The sequence below is a fragment of the Actinomycetospora aeridis genome (assembly GCF_037400275.1).
GTDB classification, from domain to species: domain Bacteria; phylum Actinomycetota; class Actinomycetes; order Mycobacteriales; family Pseudonocardiaceae; genus Actinomycetospora; species Actinomycetospora aeridis.
In genome coordinates, this window is the sequence record NZ_JBBEGL010000002.1 from 1 (window position 1) to 19,611 (window position 19,611).

General features: G+C 75.6%; 19 protein-coding genes. 9 read left to right on the forward strand and 10 right to left on the reverse strand.

The genetic code is table 11. The features are described from left to right. The coding region (locus tag WCD41_RS05270) for a LacI family DNA-binding transcriptional regulator (RefSeq protein WP_337712350.1) at nucleotides 1-1,085 on the reverse strand (1,085 nt) is incomplete at its 3' end. 208 nt (nucleotides 1,086-1,293) lie between these two features. Between WCD41_RS05270 and WCD41_RS05275 the strand changes: the two genes are divergently transcribed. From WCD41_RS05275 to WCD41_RS05290, 4 genes are read left to right on the forward strand one after another with little or no spacing between them, the layout of a single operon-like run. Beyond that, nucleotides 1,294-2,250, forward strand: a complete 957-nt coding sequence (locus tag WCD41_RS05275) for a metal ABC transporter solute-binding protein, Zn/Mn family (RefSeq protein WP_337712351.1) — start codon at nucleotides 1,294-1,296, stop codon at nucleotides 2,248-2,250. 2 nt (nucleotides 2,251-2,252) lie between these two features. Then, on the forward strand, nucleotides 2,253-3,068 hold the full coding sequence (locus tag WCD41_RS05280; RefSeq protein WP_337712352.1) for a metal ABC transporter ATP-binding protein: 816 nt from the start codon (nucleotides 2,253-2,255) through the stop codon (nucleotides 3,066-3,068). Then, a complete protein-coding gene (locus WCD41_RS05285; protein ID WP_337712353.1) occupies nucleotides 3,065-3,919 on the forward strand; it encodes a metal ABC transporter permease in 855 nt (284 codons plus the stop codon). The genes WCD41_RS05280 and WCD41_RS05285 overlap by 4 nt, the downstream gene beginning before the upstream one ends. 42 nt (nucleotides 3,920-3,961) lie before the next feature. Continuing rightward, nucleotides 3,962-5,614 (forward strand): adenylate/guanylate cyclase domain-containing protein, encoded by a 1,653-nt coding sequence (locus WCD41_RS05290; RefSeq protein WP_337712354.1) that lies wholly within the window; start codon nucleotides 3,962-3,964, stop codon nucleotides 5,612-5,614. A 66-nt stretch (nucleotides 5,615-5,680) separates the two neighbouring features. On the opposite strand, the gene WCD41_RS05295 is transcribed toward WCD41_RS05290, so the two are convergent. The 3 genes from WCD41_RS05295 to cysS form a co-directional block, all read right to left on the reverse strand. Next, the gene (locus WCD41_RS05295; protein WP_337712355.1) at nucleotides 5,681-6,172 is read right to left on the reverse strand and encodes a hypothetical protein; all 492 of its coding nucleotides are present in this window, start codon (nucleotides 6,170-6,172) and stop codon (nucleotides 5,681-5,683) included. Nucleotides 6,173-6,290: 118 nt separating this feature from the next. Next, the gene (gene rlmB / locus WCD41_RS05300) at nucleotides 6,291-7,310 is read right to left on the reverse strand and encodes a 23S rRNA (guanosine(2251)-2'-O)-methyltransferase RlmB (protein ID WP_337712356.1); all 1,020 of its coding nucleotides are present in this window, start codon (nucleotides 7,308-7,310) and stop codon (nucleotides 6,291-6,293) included. Nucleotides 7,311-7,315: 5 nt separating this feature from the next. Then, nucleotides 7,316-8,716 carry a cysteine--tRNA ligase gene (gene cysS / locus WCD41_RS05305; protein ID WP_337712357.1) on the reverse strand — a complete coding sequence of 467 codons (1,401 nt, stop codon included), beginning with the start codon at nucleotides 8,714-8,716 and terminating at the stop codon, nucleotides 7,316-7,318. 163 nt (nucleotides 8,717-8,879) lie between these two features. Between cysS and WCD41_RS05310 the strand changes: the two genes are divergently transcribed. The 3 genes from WCD41_RS05310 to WCD41_RS05320 all read left to right on the forward strand — a co-directional run bounded on the left by WCD41_RS05310 (nucleotide 8,880) and on the right by WCD41_RS05320 (nucleotide 12,006). Further along, a complete protein-coding gene (locus WCD41_RS05310; protein WP_337712358.1) occupies nucleotides 8,880-10,004 on the forward strand; it encodes an NDMA-dependent alcohol dehydrogenase in 1,125 nt (374 codons plus the stop codon). Between the two features lie 116 nt (nucleotides 10,005-10,120). Continuing rightward, a complete protein-coding gene (locus tag WCD41_RS05315) occupies nucleotides 10,121-11,020 on the forward strand; it encodes an AAA family ATPase (protein WP_337712359.1) in 900 nt (299 codons plus the stop codon). A 59-nt stretch (nucleotides 11,021-11,079) separates the two neighbouring features. Next, nucleotides 11,080-12,006 (forward strand): VWA domain-containing protein, encoded by a 927-nt coding sequence (locus tag WCD41_RS05320; protein WP_337712360.1) that lies wholly within the window; start codon nucleotides 11,080-11,082, stop codon nucleotides 12,004-12,006. Nucleotides 12,007-12,250: 244 nt separating this feature from the next. On the opposite strand, the gene WCD41_RS05325 is transcribed toward WCD41_RS05320, so the two are convergent. From WCD41_RS05325 to WCD41_RS05345, 5 genes are all read right to left on the reverse strand, one after another. Further along, a complete protein-coding gene (locus WCD41_RS05325; protein ID WP_337712361.1) occupies nucleotides 12,251-13,054 on the reverse strand; it encodes an ESX secretion-associated protein EspG in 804 nt (267 codons plus the stop codon). A gap of 14 nt (nucleotides 13,055-13,068) precedes the next feature. Next, a complete protein-coding gene (locus WCD41_RS05330) occupies nucleotides 13,069-14,694 on the reverse strand; it encodes a hypothetical protein (protein ID WP_337712362.1) in 1,626 nt (541 codons plus the stop codon). Between the two features lie 65 nt (nucleotides 14,695-14,759). Next, nucleotides 14,760-15,230 (reverse strand): 2-C-methyl-D-erythritol 2,4-cyclodiphosphate synthase, encoded by a 471-nt coding sequence (gene ispF / locus WCD41_RS05335; protein ID WP_337712363.1) that lies wholly within the window; start codon nucleotides 15,228-15,230, stop codon nucleotides 14,760-14,762. After that, the gene (ispD, locus tag WCD41_RS05340) at nucleotides 15,227-15,919 is read right to left on the reverse strand and encodes a 2-C-methyl-D-erythritol 4-phosphate cytidylyltransferase (protein WP_337712364.1); all 693 of its coding nucleotides are present in this window, start codon (nucleotides 15,917-15,919) and stop codon (nucleotides 15,227-15,229) included. The genes ispF and ispD overlap by 4 nt, the downstream gene beginning before the upstream one ends. 39 nt (nucleotides 15,920-15,958) lie before the next feature. Continuing rightward, the gene (locus tag WCD41_RS05345) at nucleotides 15,959-16,441 is read right to left on the reverse strand and encodes a CarD family transcriptional regulator (protein ID WP_116707106.1); all 483 of its coding nucleotides are present in this window, start codon (nucleotides 16,439-16,441) and stop codon (nucleotides 15,959-15,961) included. 216 nt (nucleotides 16,442-16,657) lie between these two features. On the opposite strand from WCD41_RS05345, the gene WCD41_RS05350 reads away from it, so the two are divergent. Beyond that, nucleotides 16,658-17,203 (forward strand): copper chaperone PCu(A)C domain-containing protein, encoded by a 546-nt coding sequence (locus WCD41_RS05350; protein ID WP_337712365.1) that lies wholly within the window; start codon nucleotides 16,658-16,660, stop codon nucleotides 17,201-17,203. 49 nt (nucleotides 17,204-17,252) lie between these two features. Continuing rightward, a complete protein-coding gene (radA, locus tag WCD41_RS05355; RefSeq protein WP_337712366.1) occupies nucleotides 17,253-18,668 on the forward strand; it encodes a DNA repair protein RadA in 1,416 nt (471 codons plus the stop codon). Here radA and WCD41_RS05360 read toward each other — a convergent pair. Then, entirely contained in the window at nucleotides 18,652-19,584 is a 933-nt protein-coding gene (locus WCD41_RS05360) for a DUF4232 domain-containing protein (protein WP_337712367.1), read from the reverse strand. The genes radA and WCD41_RS05360 overlap by 17 nt on opposite strands. Nucleotides 19,585-19,611 lie beyond the last annotated feature (27 nt).

A 19,611-nucleotide genomic window follows, 5' to 3' on the forward strand; every position in this document is an offset into this window, starting at 1 on the left:
ACCTCGCGGGCCGGGCCCGAGGTGGCGCGGGCGAGCAGCTCGGTGGGCAGCAGCAGTGTGCGCGAGCGCTGGCGGTCGCCGCGGTCGAGCAGCAGCTCACCGGCGGCCCGGCCCTTGTCGAGCGTCGGCTGGCGGATCGTCGTCAGCTCCGCGCGCTCGGCGGCCGGGACGCCGTCGAAGCCGGTCACCGTGATCTCGTCGGGCACGAGACGCCCGGCCTCGCGGGCGTGGCGCAGTGCGCCGAGCGCGAGGATGTCCGAGGTGCACAGGATGGCCGTGACGTCGTGCTGCGCGAGCAGCTGCTCGGCGGCCGAGGCCCCCGCCGACTCGCTGTGGTCGTAGCGCTCGACCACCGGCACCTTCGTCCAGTCGACGCCCGCCTCCGCGAAGCCCTCGCGCAGCCCCGCCAGGCGCCGGCGCTGGACCTCGTAGCGGGCCCGCTGCTGGCGCTCGGGGCTCGCGAAGCCGTCGTTGCGCTCGGTCGACAGCCGCATGCACAGCACGCCGACCTTGCGGTGGCCGAGCCCGGCGAGGTGGCGGGCCATGTCGACCATGGCGGCGTGGTCGTCGATGCCGACCCTGTCGACGTCGGGGACGGCCGTCGGCTGGTCGCACACGACGACCGGGACGGGGCGTTCGAGCACCGCGTGGAAGTTGTCGTCGTCGTCGGGCATCGAGTACACGACGAACCCGTCGACGCCCGCCCGCGCGACGGCGCCGGGGTCGTCGGCCTCGGGGCTCACCGGCACGAGCAGCAGGCCCGAGCCGTTGTCCTCGCAGGCCAGCGCGAGGCCCTCGAGGAACTGGACGGCCACCGGGTCGCGGAACGCGTAGGAGAGGGCCTCGGTGAGCAGCAGCCCCACCGCGCCGGCCTTGCGGGTGCGCAGGGAGCGCGCCACCGGGTCCGGGCCGGGGTAGCCGAGGCGCCGTGCGGTGTCCAACACGCGGCGCCGCAGCGCCGGCGACAGCTGGTCGGGGCGGTTGTAGGCGTTCGACACCGTCGTCCGGGAAACGCCCAGTTCCGCCGCCAGCGAGGCCAGCGTGGCGGTACGCCGCGATCGGCGCCCCTCGAGTGCCTCGGCCACCACCCGACGGTAGCGACTGTTTCGATCTAGGGCCACTCCACGCGACCGACGGCGTCCGCGGTGCGGTGGGTGTGACCTGGTCGGACGAACCGCGCCTCCCATTCGCAATCGATAACCGTTATCGTTTGCGGTCGCCGGGCACGACCGTGGCCGGGTCCCACTCCCTCACACGGGTCCAGCTCCCGTGTCCCACCCGAGGAGCCGCTCCGTGCCCGTCCGTGCCCGTCCCGTGTCCCTGGTGGCCGCCCTGCTCGGCGCGCTGCTGGTGCTGGTCGCCTGCGGCGGCGGCTCCGGTGGCACCCAGGCCGCCGCCCCGGCACCCGCACCGGCCCCCGGGTCGCCCACGGCCGCGCCGGGGCGCACGCTGACGGTCGTGGCGACCACGAACGTCTGGGGATCGGTCGCGAGCGCGATCGCCGGGCCGGGCGTGGAGGTGCGGTCGATCATCCAGGACCCGAGCGCCGACCCCCACTCCTACGAGAGCACGCCCGCCGACGCCGCGGCCCTGACGAACGCCGACCTCATCGTGTTCAACGGCGGGCACTACGACGACTGGGTCGAGCAGGTCATCGACGGCGACCCGGCCCTGCGCCAGCGCTCGATCGAGGCCTTCGCCCTGCGCGGTGACCAGGCGCAGGAGAACGAGCACGTCTGGTTCGACCCGACCGCCGTGAAGGGCGTCGTCACCCAGGTCGCCGAGCGTCTCGCCGCCGTCGAGCCCGCCCAGGCCGGGGCGCTGCGCGAGCGCGCGACCGCCTTCTCGGGCCGCGTCGACGAGCAGGCCGCGCGCCTCGCCGCGATCGGTCAGGCCCGTCCCGGCGCGCGCGTGCTCGCCACCGAGCCGATCGCGCAGTACCTGCTGACCACCGCGGGCGTCGCCGACGCGACCCCGCCGGCGTTCAGCGAGGCGATCGAGAACGAGACCGACCCGGCGGCCGCCACGCTCGCCGAGGCGAACCAGCTGGTCGCGAGCCGCGGCGTGAACGCGCTCGTCTTCAACCCGCAGACCGAGACCCCGATCACCACCACCCTGCGCGACGCCGCCACCGGGGCGGGTGTGCCGGTCGTGAACGTGACCGAGACACTGCCTGCCGGGCAGGACTACCTGACCTGGCTCGACGCGACCCGCGCCGAGCTCGCCCGCGCCCTGGGGGCCCCGGCCTAGAGATGCTCGAGGTAGGTGCAGTGACCCCGTCCATCCGCCTGTCCGGCGCGGAGGTCCGCCGCGGCGGCCGCACGCTGTGGACGGGGCTCGACCTCGACGTCGCGGCCGGCGAGTTCGTCACGGTGCTCGGGCCCAACGGGTCGGGCAAGACCACGCTGCTCACGGTCCTGCTCGGCCTGCTCCCGCTGGCCGCGGGGACGTGCGAGGTCTCCGGGAGCGCACCGCGGCGCGGCAGCAGCGACGTCGGGTACGTCCCCCAGCAGGCCAGCGTCGACCCGCTGACGCCCCTGCGCGGCCGCGACCTCGTCGGGCTCGGCCTCGACGGGCACCGCTTCGGCCTGCCGTTCCGCGGCCGTACCGAGCGCACCCGCCGGGTCCACGAGGCGCTGCTGCAGGTCGACGCCCTGGAGCTCGCCGACGCCCCCGTCGGCGCGCTCTCGGGCGGCGAGCAGCAGCGCCTGCGGATCGCTCAGGCCCTCGTCGGCGACCCCGGCCTGCTGCTCGCCGACGAGCCGCTGCACTCGCTCGACCTCGCGCGCCAGCGCACCGTCGTCGATCTGCTCGAACGTCGCCGCCGCGACCACGGGACGGCGGTGGTGTTCGTGACCCACGAGCTCAACCCCGTGCTGCCCGTCACCGACCGTGTGCTCTACCTCGTCGACGGCCGCTTCCGGATCGGGACGCCGGACGAGGTGATGACCTCGGAGACCCTCTCGGAGCTCTACCGCACCGACGTCGACGTCGTCCGCGTCCGCGACCGGATCGTGGTCGTGGGCGCCGAGGACCGCCTCGTGCACACCGGGGGCGGGCCGCGGTGACGACCCTGGACCTGCTCTCCCTCGACTTCGTCCGCAACGCGCTCGTCGCGGGCGTCGTGCTGGCGCTGCTCGCCGGGCTGCTCGGACCGATCGTCGTCGGGCGCGGGATGGCCTTCTCGGTGCACGGCACCGCCGAGCTGGCGTTCGCCGGCGGCGCCGGCGCGCTGCTCGTCTTCGGCACCGACGCGATCGGCTGGGGCGCGCTCGCCGGGGCCGTCTTCGTGGCGCTGCTGTTCGGGGCGCTCGGGCGGGCGCAGCGCGAGCGCGACTCGGTGATCGGCGTGCTGCTCTCGTTCGGGCTCGGGCTCGGTGTGCTGTTCCAGTCGCTCTACACGGGGCGCTCGGCGAACAAGTTCGGCCTGCTCGTCGGGCAGATCGTCGGGGTCGACGTCGGCGACGTGCTCACCCTGACCGCCGTCGGCGTCGTCGTGCTGGTCGTGCTCGCGCTCGTGCGCCGGCCGCTGCTGTTCGCGAGCCTCGACCCCGACATGGCCGCCGCCCGCGGGGTGCCGGTGCGCGCGCTGTCGATCCTCTTCGCCGTGCTGCTCGGCGTCACCGTCGCCCTCGGCGTCCAGATCGTCGGCGCCCTGCTCGTGCTGTGCCTGCTGATCACGCCGGCCGCGGCCGCCGCGCAGGTCACGGCGTCGCCGACGCTCGCGTCGGTGCTCGCCGTGGTGTTCGCCGAGGTCGCCGTCGTCGGCGGGATCGTGGCGTCGCTCGACGCCGGGCTGCCGATCAGCCCGTTCGTCGCCTCGATCGCGTTCGTGATCTACCTGGTGTGCCGGGCGCTGGGGGCGTTGCGCACCCGCCGGCGCGCCTCCGCGACCGACGCCGCGCTCGCCACCGGGTGAGCTGCTCCGTTCGGTCGACGGCGCGGCACTAGAGTCCGCCCCATGTCCAGAGCCACCCGCGGCGTGACCGCCGAGGACCACGGTCTCCGGCTGGTCACGCGCGTCGCGCTGGGCCTGGTGGTCGTCACGCCCAACATCGTCGGCGCCGGGGTCGTGCTGGTCGTGGCGGCCTGGGTGCTCCCGCTCGGCGAGCTGGTCGCGTTCGACCCCGCCGCCCTGGTGCGCAACCTCATCGCGTTCGGCGCCTATCTCCTCGGCGCGATCCTCGTCGGCTCGATCTGGGGGCACTTCCGGGTGCGGGTCCCGCGGGCGCCCGGGCCGGGTGCCGGCGACGACGCCGTGCGACGGCACCGCAGGCGCGTCCGGCGCGTGGTGCTGCGCGGGCCGCTGCGGCTGGCGACGGTGCAGGCCGTCCTGTGGATCGCGGCGCTGGTCCTGTTCGTGCTGATCAACGTGTTCTCGAGCCCGCGGCTGGGGATCTCGGTGGGGGTGACGGTCGCGCTCGGCGGGATCGCGACGGTCGCCGTGACCTACCGGCTCGTCGAGCGGGTCCTGCGCCACGAGGTCGCGCGGGTGCTCAACGACCGCCCCCCGCGGGGACGCCTCCTGCCCGGCGTCGTGCTGCGCGCGATCGGGTCGTGGGCGCTCGGCACCGCGGTCCCGCTGGTCGGGGTGCTGCTCGCCGCCGCGGCGGCGCTCGCGTTCGGCGGGTACTCCACCGACCGGCTGGCCATCGTGGTGCTCGTCCTCGGCGGGGTCGCGCTCGTCGTCGGCCTGCTCGTCACCGTGCTGACGGCGAACTCCACGGCCGCCCCGGTGCTCGCGCTGCGCCGCGCGCAACGCCGCGTCGAGGAGGGCGACTACGACGCCGAGGTCGCCGTCTTCGACACCACCGAGCTCGGCGTCCTGCAGGCCGGCTTCAACACCATGGTCGCCGGGCTCCGCGAGCGCGAGCGGGTCCGCGACCTGTTCGGACGGCACGTCGGCGAGGACGTCGCCCGCACCGCGCTCGAGAACGACGTCGAGCTCGGCGGCGAGGTCCGCGAGGTCGCCGTGCTGTTCGTCGACCTCGTCGGCTCCACCCGCCTCGCCGCCACCCGCCCGCCGCAGGAGGTCGTCGAGGCCCTCAACGCGTTCTTCGCCGTCGTCATCGACGTCGTCGAGCAGCACGACGGCTGGATCAACAAGTTCGAGGGCGACGCCGCGCTCGCCGTCTTCGGCGCCCCGACCGCGCTCGACGACGCCGCCGGCTGCGCCCTGCGCGCCGGGCGGGAACTGTCGCGCCGGATCGCCACGGAGCTCGACGACATCTCCGCGGGCATCGGCGTCTCGGCGGGCGAGGCGGTCGCGGGGAACATCGGCGACACCCGGCGCTACGAGTACACCGTCATCGGCGACCCGGTGAACGAGGCCGCGCGGCTCACCGAGGCGGCGAAGGAGATCGACGGCTGCGTCGTCGCCTCCGGCGCGGCACTCGAGCGCGCGGGCGGCGAGGCCGAGCGCTGGCAGGTCATCGAGTCCCGTGTCCTGCGGGGCCGCGATGCCGAGACCGACCTGGCCGTGCCGCGCGAGCACGCCGGGGCGTGCGTGGACTCGGGCGCGTCCGAGGAGTCGGGGGCGCGCCAGGATTCCGAGGTTTCCGAGGGCTCCGAAGCCTCCCAGGTTTCTGACCGAAGGGCACCTTCGCTCGGATAGACCGGCGAGGGGCGCCCCTCGCCGGAATTCCCGCGGCATCCTCGTCGAGATCAGCGAACCGGGGACTCAGTTGGCGTTGCCCGCGGCGGCGTCGGCGATGCATTCCTCGCGCGTCATCCCGGTCTGCTCGACGCACGCCTCGAGCGCCAACTCGCCCGGATTCGCCAGCTCCGACGCCGTGAGGGGCCGCGGGCAGCGCCCGGTCTGCTCCCCGATCGAATTGATCTCCGCGTTGCTCCTGGGATCGGAGGCGTAGTCGATCTGGTTGGTGCAGCGGTCGTCGGGCTCGTCCGTCGCGGCGTCCGCCGACGTCGTGGTGGTCGTCGTCGTCGTCCGCCGCGTGGTCGTCGGCCTCGCCGTGGTCGACGAGGTCGGGGCGGGTGCTGCGCTGACCCGCACCTCGGGGGGCGGACCAGCGACGAGAGGCGCCTGCGGTACGGGGTCCGCGAGCGGGACCACCGCCGTCACCGCGGAGTCGGCCTGCCCCGTCAGCACCAGGACCGCGCCGATGAGCACGGCACCGATGACGGCGGAGAGACACGCTCGGACGGCGTCCACGACAACGGTGTCGCCCGACACATCGAGCCGCTAACAACGCCACCCCGATCGTGTGACGGGTCGGCCGAGCGAACGGGGACTTCAGACGCCTAGAAGCAGCGAACAGCGCGTTCGCTGCTCACCGAGGCGCCCGCCGGCGACGCGCCACCTCGGCGAGGGCCACGCCCGCCGCCACGGAGGCGTTCAGCGACTCCACGTCGCCCGCCATGGGGATCGACACCACGCCGGTGCAGGTCTCGCGCACCAGGCGGGACAGGCCCTTGCCCTCGGACCCCACGACGAGCACGAGCGGCCCGCGCGCGGCGTCCGGGGCGACGTCGTCGAGGTGGTCGATGTCGGTGTCGGCCTCGCCGTCGAGCCCGAGCGTCACCAGGCTCTCGTCGAGCCACGCCGAGAGCGTGCGGCTGAGGTTGGTCGCGCGCCCGACGGGGATGCGCGCGGCGGCGCCGGCCGAGGTCCGCCAGGCCACCGGTGTGACGCCGACCGAGCGGCGCAGCGGCAGCAGCACCCCGTGCGCGCCGAACGCCGCGGCCGAGCGCAGCACCGCACCGAGGTTGCGGGGGTCCTGCACCCCGTCCAGCGCCACCAGCAGCGGCTCGACCCTGTCGAGGTGGGCGCGCTGGCGGGCCTCCTCGAGCAGGTCGTCGGGGTGCAGGTACTCGAACGCCGGCACGGCGAGCGCGAGCCCCTGGTGCACGGCGCCGTCGGCCATCTTGTCGACGTCCCCGCGCGGCACCTCGAGCACCGAGACACCGCGCTCGGAGGCCATCTTGATCGCCTCGCGGACGCGGTCGTCGACGTCGATGTTCTGCGCGACGTACAGCGCGGTCGCCGGGCTGTGCGCCCGCAGGCTCTCGACGACCGCGTTGCGCCCGAGCACGGTCTGGGGGCCGTCCGGGTCCTCGCGACGCAACGGCGCGCGGCGCCCGGCAGCCCGGTCGTCGGCGGCAGGCTTGCGCGGCGCCGAGGGCGACGCCCCGCCGGAGCGGTAGGACTTGTGGTTCGGGCGCTTCTCGGCGGGCGGGGTCGGGCCCTTGCCCTCGAGGCTCCGGCGGTTCTTGCCGCCCGAGCCCTTCGTCGGCCCCTTCTTGGAGCCCGGGTTGCGACGGGCCCCGGGGCGTCGCGAGTTGCCGGCCATGCGCGCTACGCACCGTCCTTGAGCGTCCAGGTGGGCCCGTCGGCGTTGTCCTCGACGACGACGCCGGCGGCGGTCAGCTCGTCGCGCAGGGCGTCGGCCCGCGCGAAGTCGCGCTCGGCCCGCGCGCGGGTGCGTTGTTCGAGCAGCGCCTCCACCAGCGACCCGAGGGCCTGGCGGGCGGCGTCGCCCGAGCCGCCGGTGCCGCGGGCCTCCGCCCACACCACGGGGTCGAGCCCGAGGACGCCGGTCATGGCGCGCACGGAGCCCGCGAGCGTCAGCGCCTCGTCGCGGGACCCCGCGTCGAGGGCGGCGTTGCCCCGGCGAATCGTCTCGTGCACCTCGGCGAGCGCGGCCGGCGTCGCCACGTCGTCGTCCATCGCGGCCGCGAACGCGTCGCTGATGCGCCCGACCTCGACGGCACCGACGCGGTCGTGCACGCGGTGCACGAACGTCTCGATCCGGTGGTACGCCGCGGCGCCCTCGGCGAGCGCCTCCTCGGAGTACTCGAGGGTCGAGCGGTAGTGCGGCGCGACGAGGTAGTAGCGCAGCTCCACCGGGCGCACCCGCTCGAGCACCGCCGGGATCGTCAGCGTGTTGCCCAGCGACTTCGACATCTTCGCGCCGGACATCGTCACCCAGGCGTTGTGCAGCCAGTACTCGGCGAACCCGTCGCCGGCGGCCCGGGACTGCGCGAGCTCGTTCTCGTGGTGCGGGAAGACGAGGTCGAGCCCGCCGCCGTGGATGTCGAAGCGCGGGCCCAGGTAGTGGGTGGCCATCGCCGAGCACTCCAGGTGCCAGCCCGGACGCCCGCGACCCCACGGGGTCGGCCAGTCCGGCTCGCCGGGCTTGGCCGCCTTCCACAGCGTGAAGTCGCGCGGGTCGCGCTTGCCGCGCGGGTCGGCGCCCTCGCCCTGCTCCATCTCCTCGACGCGCTGGCCGGAGAGCTCGCCGTACGACGGCCAGGTGCCGACCGCGAAGTAGACGTCGCCGTCGACGGCGTAGGCGTGCCCGCGCTCGATCAGGCGCTCGATGAGCTCGACCATCTCCGTGACGTGACCGGTGGCGCGCGGCTCGACCGACGGCGGGAGGCACCCCAGCGCGTCGTAGGCGGCGGCGAACGCGCGCTCGTGGGTCGCGGCCCACTCCCACCACGGGCGGCCCGCGGCGTCGGCCTTGGTGAGAATCTTGTCGTCGATGTCGGTGACGTTGCGGACCAGCAGCACGTCGTAGCCCGAGTGCGCGAGCCAGCGGCGCAGCACGTCGAAGTCCAGACCCGACCGCACGTGGCCGACGTGGGGCACGCCCTGCACGGTCGCCCCACACACGTAGATCGACGCCGTGCCGGCGTGCTGCGGGCGGAACTCCCGCAGCGCGCGACGTGCGGTGTCGTACAGGTGCAGGCTCACCGCCCGGATCCTACGGAACGGCGGTCGTCGGCCCGTCGGCCCGTCGGGCTCCGGGCCGAACCCAACCGATCGATCGTTCGGTTCGCCTCTTCCCAACCTGTGAGGGGGGCCATAGAGTCACGCTCGTCATTCGACGGTTTCGCTACGCGAGGAGTGGTCAGCGTTGTCCATCACGTGCCGGACGTCTCTCGTCCGTCAGGCCCCGGGCAAGTACGAGACGGCGACGGTCGAGGTCGACGACCCGCGTCAGGACGAGATCCGGGTGAAGATGGTCGCCTCGGGCCTCTGCCACTCCGACGACCACATCGCCACCGGTGACATCCCCGTCGGCACCTACCCCTTCGCGGGCGGCCACGAGGGCGGCGGCATCGTCGAGTCCGTGGGCCCGAACACCTCGGGCTTCGAGGTCGGCGACAAGGTCCTCTTCTCGTTCCTCCCCGCCTGCGGCAAGTGCCGCTGGTGCGCCACGGGCCACTCGAACCTCTGCGACCTCGGCGCGGGCCTGCTCGCCGGCACGCGCTGGACCGAGGACTCCACCCGCCTGCACCTCGAGGACGGCACCAACGTCGGCCAGATGTGCGGCATCTCGACGTTCTCCGAGTACTCGACCGTCGCCGTCGACTCGGCGATCAAGGTCCCGCAGGACACCAAGCTCGAGGTCGCCTGCCTGCTCGGCTGCTCGGTCGGCACCGGCTGGGGCACCGCGGTGAACACCGGTGAGGTCAAGCCGGGCGACACCGTGATCATCCAGGGCATCGGCGGCATCGGCGCCAACGCGGTCCAGGGGGCGGCCCACGCGGGCGCCGCGAACATCCTCGCCGTCGACCCGGTCGCGTTCAAGCGCGAGAAGGCCCTCGAGCTCGGCGCCACCGAGGCGTTCGAGTCGATCGAGGAGGCGACCGAGGTCGCCAAGGGCTACACCAACGGTCAGGGCGCCGACGTCTCGATCGTCACCATCGGCATCACGAAGCCCGAGCACGTCGGCAACGCCTTCGCCTCGATCCGCAAGCAGGGCACGGTCATCGTCACCGGTCTCGGCGACATCACCGAGGTCGGCGTGCCGATCCCGATCGGCGAGCTCACCCTCTTCGAGAAGAAGATCAAGGGCTCGCTGTTCGGGTCGTCGAACCCGAAGGCCGACATCCCGAAGATGCTCGACCTCTACAACCACGGCAAGGTCAAGCTCGACGAGCTCGTCACCAAGAACTACAAGCTCGACGAGGTCGCCCAGGGCTACGAGGACATGCACGCCGGCAAGAACATCCGCGGCGTCCTGATCTTCGACTGATCTCCCGACCGAGGTAACCGACACCCGTGACCAACGGCTCCGCGGCCCCGGCATCCCTCGTGGGTGCCGGGGCCGCCCCCCGTCTGCCCACCGCCGGACCGCTCCCGGTCCGGTCCATGATCGACGCCTCCCACGCGCGGGTCGTCGGACGCGAGCGCGAGTCCGAGGTCATCGCCGCCGCGCTCGCCGCCGGGCGCAGCGTCCTGCTCGAGGGCCCGCCCGGCACCGGCAAGACGACCCTGCTGCGCGCGCTCGCCGAGGGCGCCGGCGTCGGCCTCGAGCTCGTCGAGGGCAACGCCGAGCTGTCCCCGGCGCGCCTCGTCGGCCACCACGACCCCTCGCGCGTGCTCACCGAGGACTACACGCCCGAGAACTTCGTGCCGGGCCCGCTGGTCCGTGCCCTGACCTCGGGCGCCCTGCTCTACGTCGAGGAGCTCAACCGCGTCCCCGAGGAGACGCTGAACGTGCTGCTCGGCGTGCTCTCCGAGCGCCGCCTGCACGTGCCGCGCCTCGGCGTCGTCGACGCCGCGCCGAGCTTCCGGCTGGTCGCGGCGATGAACCCGTCCGATGCCGTCGGCACCGGGCGGATCACCCCGGCGCTCTACGACCGCTCGTGCCGCGTCGGGTTCGTCCACCAGAACGCCGACGAGGAGGTCCGCATCGTCCGGCGCGACCACGGCGTCGTCGACGCGGCGTTCGTCGACCGGGCCGTCCGCGCCACCCGCGCGACCCGCGATCACCCCGACCTGCGGCTCGGGTCGTCGGTGCGGGGGGCGCTGGACCTCGTCGCCGTCGCGGCCTCGCTGGCCGAGCTGCGCTCGGTCGCGCTGGCGGGCCGGCTGGCCCCGTCGGCCGAGTCGACGGGCACCGACGCCGCCCTGGCCGCCCTGTCCGGTCGCGTCCAGCTGCTCGAGGGCTCGACGCGCACGGTGGAGGAGGTCGTCGCGGAGCTGTGGGCGTCGACGGCACCCGCCGAGGACCCGTCGGGCGAGGGCGGGGACCCGGGAAAAGCCTGAGCCCCGGCGGGTCGCCGCCCCCCGAGTCGGGGCGCTCGCCCGGGGCGCCGCCGCGCGTGGTGTCCGACCCGAAGGAGGTCGAGCAGCTGCTGCGCGACCAGGCCCGACGCACCGAGACCCGCGCCGACCTGCAGCGCCGCCACGACGACCTCCAGCAGGTCAGCCCATCGGTCGGCGTGCTCGACGAGGCCGCGCTCACCGGTGCCTACAACGAGGACCCCGACGGGTCGATCGAGCTGCTCGCCGACCTCGCCCGGGCCACCGACCCGACGCTGCGGGCGGCCGCCCGACGGCTCGCGGTGCGGCTGCTGGTCCCGCCGGCGCGGGCGGGCGAGACCGAGCGGCGCGGCTCGAGCCGGCTCACCACCGTCACCGGGGACGGCCTGGACCTCGATCTCGACGCGACCCTCGAGCGCTCGCTGGAGCACCGCCCGATCCGCGCCGAGGATCTGCGCTGGCGCGGCTGGCGCTCCCCGGCGCGGGCACTGATCCTGCTGGTCGACGCGTCGGGCTCGGTGGCCGGTAAGCCGCTGACCACGGCCGTCACGACGGCCGGGGCGCTCGCGGCGGGGCTGCGGGGTGACGACGAGCTCGCCGTCGTGGCGTTCTGGTCGCGCGCGGTGGTGCTGCGCCACCTGCACTCGCCCGCGCCCGCGTCCGCGGTGCTCGGCGCGCTGCTCGACCTGCGCGGGGGGTCGACGACGGACCTCGGGCTGGGCCTGCGGGTGGCGCTCGCCCAGGCGACGGCGGCGCGTGTCCCGCACGCCGACGTCCTCGTCCTCACCGACGGGGCGTGGAACGAGGGCGAGGACCCGGCGCCCATCGCGGGTGGGTCGGGGGCGGCGCGGGTGCACACGCTGGTGACGGTCGACGACGACGACGCCCGCACGTCCTGCGCCCGCCTCGCCGCGGCCGGCGGCGGGCGCTCGGTGGCGCTGCACAAGCCCTCGGACGCCCCGGCGGCGGTGCGGGCGATCCTGCGCTGAGGGGGCGCCCCGGCCGCGCCGTGCCCTCCTGAACCTTTCTGAGCGAAGGGCACCTTCGCTCGCATAGACGGGCGGGGGGCGCCCTTCGCCGGAATGTCACCGGCCCGCGAGCGGCACGTTCGACATGATCAACATGGCATTCGGGCTGCGGAACGTGCCGCTCGCGCCCCTCGCGATGTCAGCGGGGGGCCACCGCAGACACTGGACGTCCGCAACGCCACACGCTCGAACGGAGCAGCGCCTCCTACGCCGGGCCGCGGCGCCCGGCGACGGCGTCCGCGTGCGCGTCGAGGAGCACGGCGAGCTCGTGGCGCAGCCGTGTCCGGTCAAGAGGGTGGGCGAGGACGCGGCGGCCGGTGGCGTCGAGGCCCCACGCGACCCGGCCGGCGGCGGTGTCGAGGACGGTGAGGGTGCGCGACCCGCGCCGGGGCACGCCGTCGGCGTCGCGGGCGGCGACCCCGAACGTGAGGGCGCGCTCCGGTGCCGTCGCCCACAGCGCGCGCAGCCGGTCGACGTGGTGCGCCGGCACCCCCGCCCGTCGCAACCGCCGCGAGCGCTCGTCGAGCGTCAGCCCCGGCCCGAACAACGCGTCCGCGGGCAGCGACAGCGGGACCCCGGGCGCCGGGCGGACGTCGGGGAGCCGGGCGAGCAGGGCGCCGGGCAGGTCGTGAGGGTCGGCCGGCTCGACCAGCAGTCCCTCGTCGCCGAGACGCGCGACGACCCCGAGCGTCCCGCGCGCCGCCGCCAGCGTCGCCCGCGGTGTCCGTCCCTCGACCTGCTCGACGACGTCCAGCTCGCGCGCCGGGCGGGCGAGCACCCCGAACGCGTCGACCAGTCCGGGGTCGGGAGCGCCGCGCTCGTCGAGCAGGTCTTGCGCGGCGAGCCGCCGCCACGCCGCGGCGTCGAGGGCGTCGCGCTCGTCGTAGGTGCGCCCGTGGTCGAGGACGTGCAGCACCGTCGGGCGCACGTCGAGCCCGAGGTGGCGCCAGAGGGCGAGGTACTGGCCGACGTCGAGCCGCGCGCCCGCGAACTGTGCGCCGAGCGTCATCGGCAGGACGCCCCTCACTCGCCGATCACCGGCGGCGCCGTCGCGGGCAGCACACCGGCGATCGCGTCGGGGTCGTCCTCGGCGAGGTAGTCGGGGCGCCGTCGCTGACCGTCGGCACCCTGGCCGCCGCCCATGCCCGCCGGAGGGATCATCGGCACCGCCCCGCCGCGGCCCTCCGCCGCGGCCGTCCCGGCGGCGCGCGCGGCCGCGGCCTCCGCCGCGGCGGCGCCGCCACCGACGCCCGACCTCGCCCCGGACCCCAGCTCGCCGGCAGCACCCTCGGCACCACCCCCGGCACCACCCCCGGCACCGCCACCGAGCCCACCACCGAGCCCGCCACCGCCGCGCCCGGAGGAACCCCCAGCGACCTCCCCGGTACCGACGGCGGCACCGGGCAGCCGCGCACCGGTACCGCCACCCCCGAGGCCCCCGCCGCCGCGGCCGGCCGCGCCGGCCTCGCCGGGCAGCCCCGTCGCGCCGGGCACGCGCGGCACCGCGGTCGATCCGGGTGCACCGGTCGTCGCACCGGGGGGCAGCCGCCCGACGCCACCGGACCCGGTGCCCGCACCCCCCGGCACCGCCCCGACCGGCGGGACCACACCGCCGCCGGCACCCGCTCCCCCGGCGCCACCGGCACCCGGCACACCAGCCGCACCGGGCACGACACCACCGGGAGCGACCCCGCCCGCCGCGCCGGGTCCGCCCGGGCTCCCCGGCACCCCCGTGGCCGTCGTCGACGACGGCACCCCGCCCGGCAGCCCGGCACCACCGGCTCCGCCCGCCCCACCGGGAGCCCCGCCGGCACCGCCTCCCGCGCCCGTTCCCGCAGCACCGGGGACGGCAGCACCCGGGACACCAGCCGGAACGCCGCCTGGGACACCTCCCGGCACCCCGGCCGGGGCGCCGCCGGGAACGCCACCCACACCGCCCCCGCCCGGGACGCCGCTGACGGGAACGCCACCGCCGCCGAGCGCCGGCCCCCCGCCGCCGGAACCGCCCCCGCCTCCCGTCCCGCCGGCACCCGGGCCCTGGACCTCGGTGCCCTGCGGCCCCGCGAACTGCGGCAGCGTGGTCAGGCTCTGACCGCTGGCGTCCTGGTAGTTCGTCATCGCCTGCTGGGCCTCGCGCTCCTCCTGCTGGTGCTGCCGGTACTGCATCACCGCGTCGATGCCACCGAGGGGCACCGCGATCGGTGCCGTGAGCGGCCCCAGCACGCCGGGCGGGACCGTGCCGAGGAACGACGCCCCGTCGATGAAGCCGCCGACACCGGCCGCCATCGCGCTCTCGGTGGGGCGCGGCCTGCTCGTGACGAAGCCGTGCACCTCGGACAGGCGGCCGCCCTGGTCGACGCCCGCCGACTGCACGCGCGTGGCCGTGTCGCGCGCCTGGTCGACCCACGGGCGCAGCGGCTCGATCCGGTCCTGGGCGGCGGTCGCGGCGTCACCGCTCCACGCGACGCCCAGGGTGCCGTTGGCGCGGCCGACCGCGTCGGTCACCGCGAGCATCCGGTCGGCGAGACCCCGCCAGCGGGCGCCGGCGTCGCCGAAACCCTCCTTGTCGCCGGCCACGGTGTTCATGGCGTCCCAGATCGCCACGTGGGGCTCCGCGAACCAGTTGTGACGGAACGGCTGCTCGGGCACCGGCCACCTCCCCTCGCGCGGATCGTAAGAACTCCGCGCGGGCGGTGGGTGCGGTTTCGCGGAAGTCAGCCCGCGAGCAGCAGCGCGGTGGCCACGGCGGCGAGGCCCTCACCGCGACCGGTCAGCCCCAACCCGTCGGACGTCGTGCCCGACACCGCGACCGGCCCGCCGAGGGCCTCGGAGAGCGCCGCCTGCGCCTCCGCGCGCCGGGTGCCGATCTTCGGGGCGTTGCCGATCACCTGGACCGCGGCGTTGCCGAGCACCCAGCCCTCGGCCCCGACGAGCCGCCGGACCTCGCCCAGCAGGCGGGCGCCCGAGGCCCCGGCCCACTCCGGGCGCCCGGTCCCGAACACCGCCCCGAGATCCCCCAGCCCGGCGGCGGAGAGCACCGCGTCGCACAGGGCGTGGGCCGCGACGTCGCCGTCGGAGTGCCCGGCGCAGCCGTCGACGCCCTCCCAGAGCAGCCCCGCGACCCAGCACGGCACCCCGGCGCGCACCGGGTGCACGTCGGTGCCGATGCCGACCCGAGAACTCACGCCGGCCCTGCCGACACCAGCGCCTCGGCCATCGCCAGGTCCAGCGCAGTGGTGACCTTGAACGCCCGCGGGTCGCCCGGGACCGTCACGACGGTGACGCCGAGGTCCTCGGCCAGCCCGGCGTCGTCGGTGGCGAGCACGGGCCCGCCGGCCGCGCGCCGCTCCCGCGCCCGCTGATGGGCGGCCCGCAGCGTCGGCGGGTCGAACCCTTGGGGCGTCTGGACGGCGGCGAGACCGCTGCGGTCGACGGTGGCGAGGACCTCGCCCGCCGCGCCGGTGCGCTTGAGGGTGTCCGCGACGGCGGTCACCGGGACGACCGCGGGATGACCCGCGCGCACCGCGTCGATCACCGCCGACACCACCTCCGGCGGGCACAGGCACCGCGCGGCGTCGTGGACGAGCACCACGTCGGCGTCCGCGGGCAGGGCGTCGAGCGCCGCCGCGACCGAGCCGACACGGTCGTCGTCACCCGGCACGACCACGACGCGGCGGGAGCCGAGCGCCGCGCGCACGGTGTCCTCGTCGCCCGGCGGGGCGACGACCACGACGGCCTCGACCCCACCGGCGACGAGTGCGTCGACGGCCCGCGCGACCAGCGCGAGACCGCCGACGACCGCCAACGCCTTCGGCCGGCCGAGGCCGAGCCGCTCACCCCGTCCCGCCGCGGGCACGATCGCCGCGACGGTCACAAGGTCACCGAGGCCGACATCGCCTCGGGATCCTGCGGGTCAGGACGCCAGGACCTGGTCGAGCAGGGACTCGGCGGCCACCTCGTCGGTGCCCTCCGCGAGCGCGAGCTCACTGACCAGTATCTGGCGCGCCTTCGCCAACATGCGCTTCTCACCCGCGGACAGGCCACGGTCCTTCTCCCGGCGCCAGAGGTCGCGCACGACCTCGGCCACCTTGTTCACGTCGCCGGACGCGAGCTTCTCGAGGTTCGCCTTGTACCGGCGCGACCAGTTGGTCGGCTCCTCGGTGTGCGGCGCACGCAGCACCTCGAACACCCGATCCAGACCCTCCTGGCCCACCACGTCGCGGACGCCGACGATCTCGGCGTTGTCCGCGGGGACCCGGACGGTCAGGTCGCCCTGGGCAACCTTGAGGACGAGGTACTTCTTCTCCTCGCCCTTGATCGTCCTGGTCTCGATGGCCTCGATGAGAGCGGCACCGTGGTGCGGGTAGACGACGGTCTCGCCGACCTTGAAAACCATGTGTCCCGAGCCCCTTTCGCTTCCCCCAGATTAACACGTCCGACGCACGGGCATTGCAGGGGATTGCGCCGTCTTCGCAGGTCAGGGACTTGACAACTCGCCGTGCGGCGTGCTCCCCCAGGTACGGGGCGCGCCCGGACGGCCGTTGCGGCCCACTGGTACTAGGGTGTCGCTGCCGCTGGACCCCCACCCCCGACCCGAGAGGACCCTCGGATCATGAGCCGCCGCCCGCGCGGGACCCGCCCCGGGATCGTCGCCGCGACCCTGCTGACCGCGGCTCTCGCCCTCGCGGGCTGCAGCGCCGGAGCCGTGACGCAGACCGACACGATCGTCTCGCAGGCCGACGGCGCCCGCGGCCAGGCCGGCCCGGTCGCCCTCGAGGACGTCTCGCTCGAGCCCGGAGCGCAGGCCACGACGCCGTCCGGCGGCGAGGTCGCGCTGCGCGGGACGATCGTCAACGACGGCGCCACCACCGACCGCCTGGTGTCGGTGACGACGCCGTACGCGCTGAACGTGCGCCAGGAGGGCGCCGCGGTGATCCCGCAGGCCAACGCCGTGCGCATCGTCGGCGACGACCCCGGCCCGGTCGGTCCCGCGGACGCCGCGCTGGGCGTCGGCGCCACGATGCGCCTGGTGCTGACCGGCACCACGCAGCAGTTGCGACCCGGCCCGACGTACGAGGTCACCTTCACCTTCGAGCGCGCCGGCGCCGTCACGGTCCCCGTGATCGTCAGCGGGGGCGGGCTCGCCGCCGAGGGCTGATCCCGGCGTCCGGCCCCGCGCTGTCGGGGGTCGGTCCTACATTGCGCTCGTGCCTCCTCGGTCCCGCGCCAGCCGCTTCGAATGCACCGCCTGCGGCCACCACGCCGCCAAGTGGGTCGGCCGCTGCCCCGACTGCGGGGGCTGGGGCACCGTCGAGGAGGCCCCGGACATGCCGGTCGCCGGGCCGAGCGGGCGCCCCGGCGTGGCCCCGACCCCGGCGGCCCGCCCGTCCAGCCCCGTCCGGCAGATCGGCTCGGTCGACCTCGAGACGGCCACGGCCAGGCCGACGGGCGTGTCCGAGCTCGACCGGGTGCTCGGCGGCGGTCTCGTTCCCGGCGTCGTCGTGCTGCTCGCGGGCGAGCCGGGGGTGGGCAAGTCCACACTGCTGCTCGAGGTGGCCGCCCGACGCGCCCGCAGCGGGGCCACCGTGCTGTACGTCACCGGTGAGGAGTCGGCGGGCCAGGTCCGTCTGCGTGCCGAGCGCACCGGGGCCATCGCGCCGCACCTGTTCCTGTCCACCACCGGTGATCTCGAGGAGGTCGCGGCCCACGTCGAGGCGGTCGATCCCGAGCTGCTCGTGGTCGACTCGGTGCAGACGGTCGGCAGCGCCACCGCCGAGGGCACGCCGGGCGGTGTGTCCCAGGTCCGCACGGTGACGACCGCGCTGGTCGCCCTGGCCAAGCAGCGCGACCTGCCCGTGGTGCTCATCGGCCACGTCACCAAGGACGGCGCCGTCGCCGGGCCGCGCACGCTCGAGCACCTCGTGGACGTCGTGCTGTCGTTCGAGGGCGACCGGCACTCCCCGCTGCGGCTGGTGCGCGGGCTCAAGAACCGGTTCGGCGCCACCGACGAGGTCGGCTGCTTCGAGATGAACGACGGCGGGATCGCCGAGGTGTCCGATCCCTCGGGCCTGTTCACCGCCGGGCTCGAGCGCACGGTCGCGGGGCAGGCGGTCACGGTGGCGATGGAGGGCAAGCGGCCGATGATGGCCGAGGTCCAGGCGCTCGTCGCGAGGCGTCCCGCCGACACCCCGCCCCGCCGCGTGGTGTCAGACCTCGACAGCGGCCGCGTGGCGAAGGTCCTCGCGGTCCTGCAGGAGCGGTGCCGGCTGCCGCTGCACGACAGGGACATCTTCGTCGCCACCGTCGGGGGCATGAAGCTGCGCGAGCCGTCCGCCGATCTCGCGGTGGCCGTCGCCGTCGCCTCCGCCTTCCACAACGAGGCGGTCCGGTCCGGGCTCGTCGCGATCGGCGAGGTCGGTCTCGGAGGCGAGATCCGGCGGGTCGTCGCGCTCGAGCGCCGCCTCGCCGAGGCCGGCAGGCTGGGCATCAGCCGGGCGATCGTGCCGCCGGGTGAGGTGCGCACCCCGAAAGGGCTGACGGCCGCGCCGGTCGAGGATCTCCGCGGCGCGCTGATGCGCACCAGCCTGAACGGCGTGAACGCCGACTTCAGCCCGCGAGAGTGAACGACACCGGGTCGCTGACGATCTCGTCGAGGCGGGCGAGCAGCTGGTAGGTGCCGGGCGGCACGGTCGTCCGCTCGCCGGCGCAGCCCGGCGTCGACGTCCGCCCCGACCAGCGCACGGTGAACACCGCCTCCTCGCCCGGCGCGAGCGTGCGGACGTCATCGGTGTCGCCCGGCGAGCAGTCGTTGCTGCCCCAGAGCCCGTCGCCTGGCGTGCGCACGACGGCGACGGCCTGCTTGGCGGCGTCCAGGTCGCGCACGCACGGCGCGGAACCGGTGTTCGTCACGACGAGGCTCAGCGCCGGCTTGCGGCCGGCGGGGTAGCTGGTGGCGTCGGTCCGCGCGGTCACGCGGATGTCCCCGTCGGCGCAGGGGCCCGGAGCCGGTGCCGACCGGGCGGCCGGGGCCGGCGTCTCCGAGGGGGACGTCTCCGGTGCCGCGGCGGCCGGCTGCTGCGGCGTCGCCGCCGGTGTGGTGGGCGCGTCGAGGAGCGGACCGGACGAGCCCGCCGGCACCCCCGGCGGCAGGAAGCCCCGGAAGTCCTCACCGCCCGGCGGCACCAGCAGCGCGCCGCCGGCGGCCGGTGTCGGGGCGAGCCCCGGCGCGTCGCCGGGCGGGATCACCGAGGGCAGCGCGGCCGCGATCGGGCCGGGCGCGCCGCCGTTGCCGGAACCCCCCGGGGCCACGTCCGGCGGGACGTCCGAGGGGCCGGACCCCTCGGACCCGGAGGTCTCCGCCGGACCCTGCATCGCCGCCGCGCGGGCGCGCGCCTCGACCGTCGCCGCATCGGGCTCAGCCGCGGACAGGCCGGCCAGCGCCCAGACGAACCCGGCGAGCAGCAGGACGGCGACGCCGAGCGCGACGGAACGGCGCCGCCAGTAGACCGACGGCGCGAGCGGTCCGACCGGCTCCCACACGTCACGGAAAGTAGGTTCGGGCTCGCT

What these genes read in the sequence shown, in the direction of transcription:
- WCD41_RS05280 (WP_337712352.1), top strand. Translation starts at nt 2,253, where the DNA reads ATGCTCGAGGTAGGTGCAGTGACCCCGTCCATCCGCCTGTCCGGCGCG.
- WCD41_RS05290 (WP_337712354.1), top strand. Translation starts at nt 3,962, where the DNA reads ATGTCCAGAGCCACCCGCGGCGTGACCGCCGAGGACCACGGTCTCCGG.
- rlmB (WP_337712356.1), bottom strand. Translation starts at nt 7,310, where the DNA reads ATGGCCGGCAACTCGCGACGCCCCGGGGCCCGTCGCAACCCGGGCTCC.
- WCD41_RS05315 (WP_337712359.1), top strand. Translation starts at nt 10,121, where the DNA reads ATGATCGACGCCTCCCACGCGCGGGTCGTCGGACGCGAGCGCGAGTCC.
- WCD41_RS05325 (WP_337712361.1), bottom strand. Translation starts at nt 13,054, where the DNA reads ATGACGCTCGGCGCACAGTTCGCGGGCGCGCGGCTCGACGTCGGCCAG.
- WCD41_RS05345 (WP_116707106.1), bottom strand. Translation starts at nt 16,441, where the DNA reads ATGGTTTTCAAGGTCGGCGAGACCGTCGTCTACCCGCACCACGGTGCC.
- WCD41_RS05350 (WP_337712365.1), top strand. Translation starts at nt 16,658, where the DNA reads ATGAGCCGCCGCCCGCGCGGGACCCGCCCCGGGATCGTCGCCGCGACC.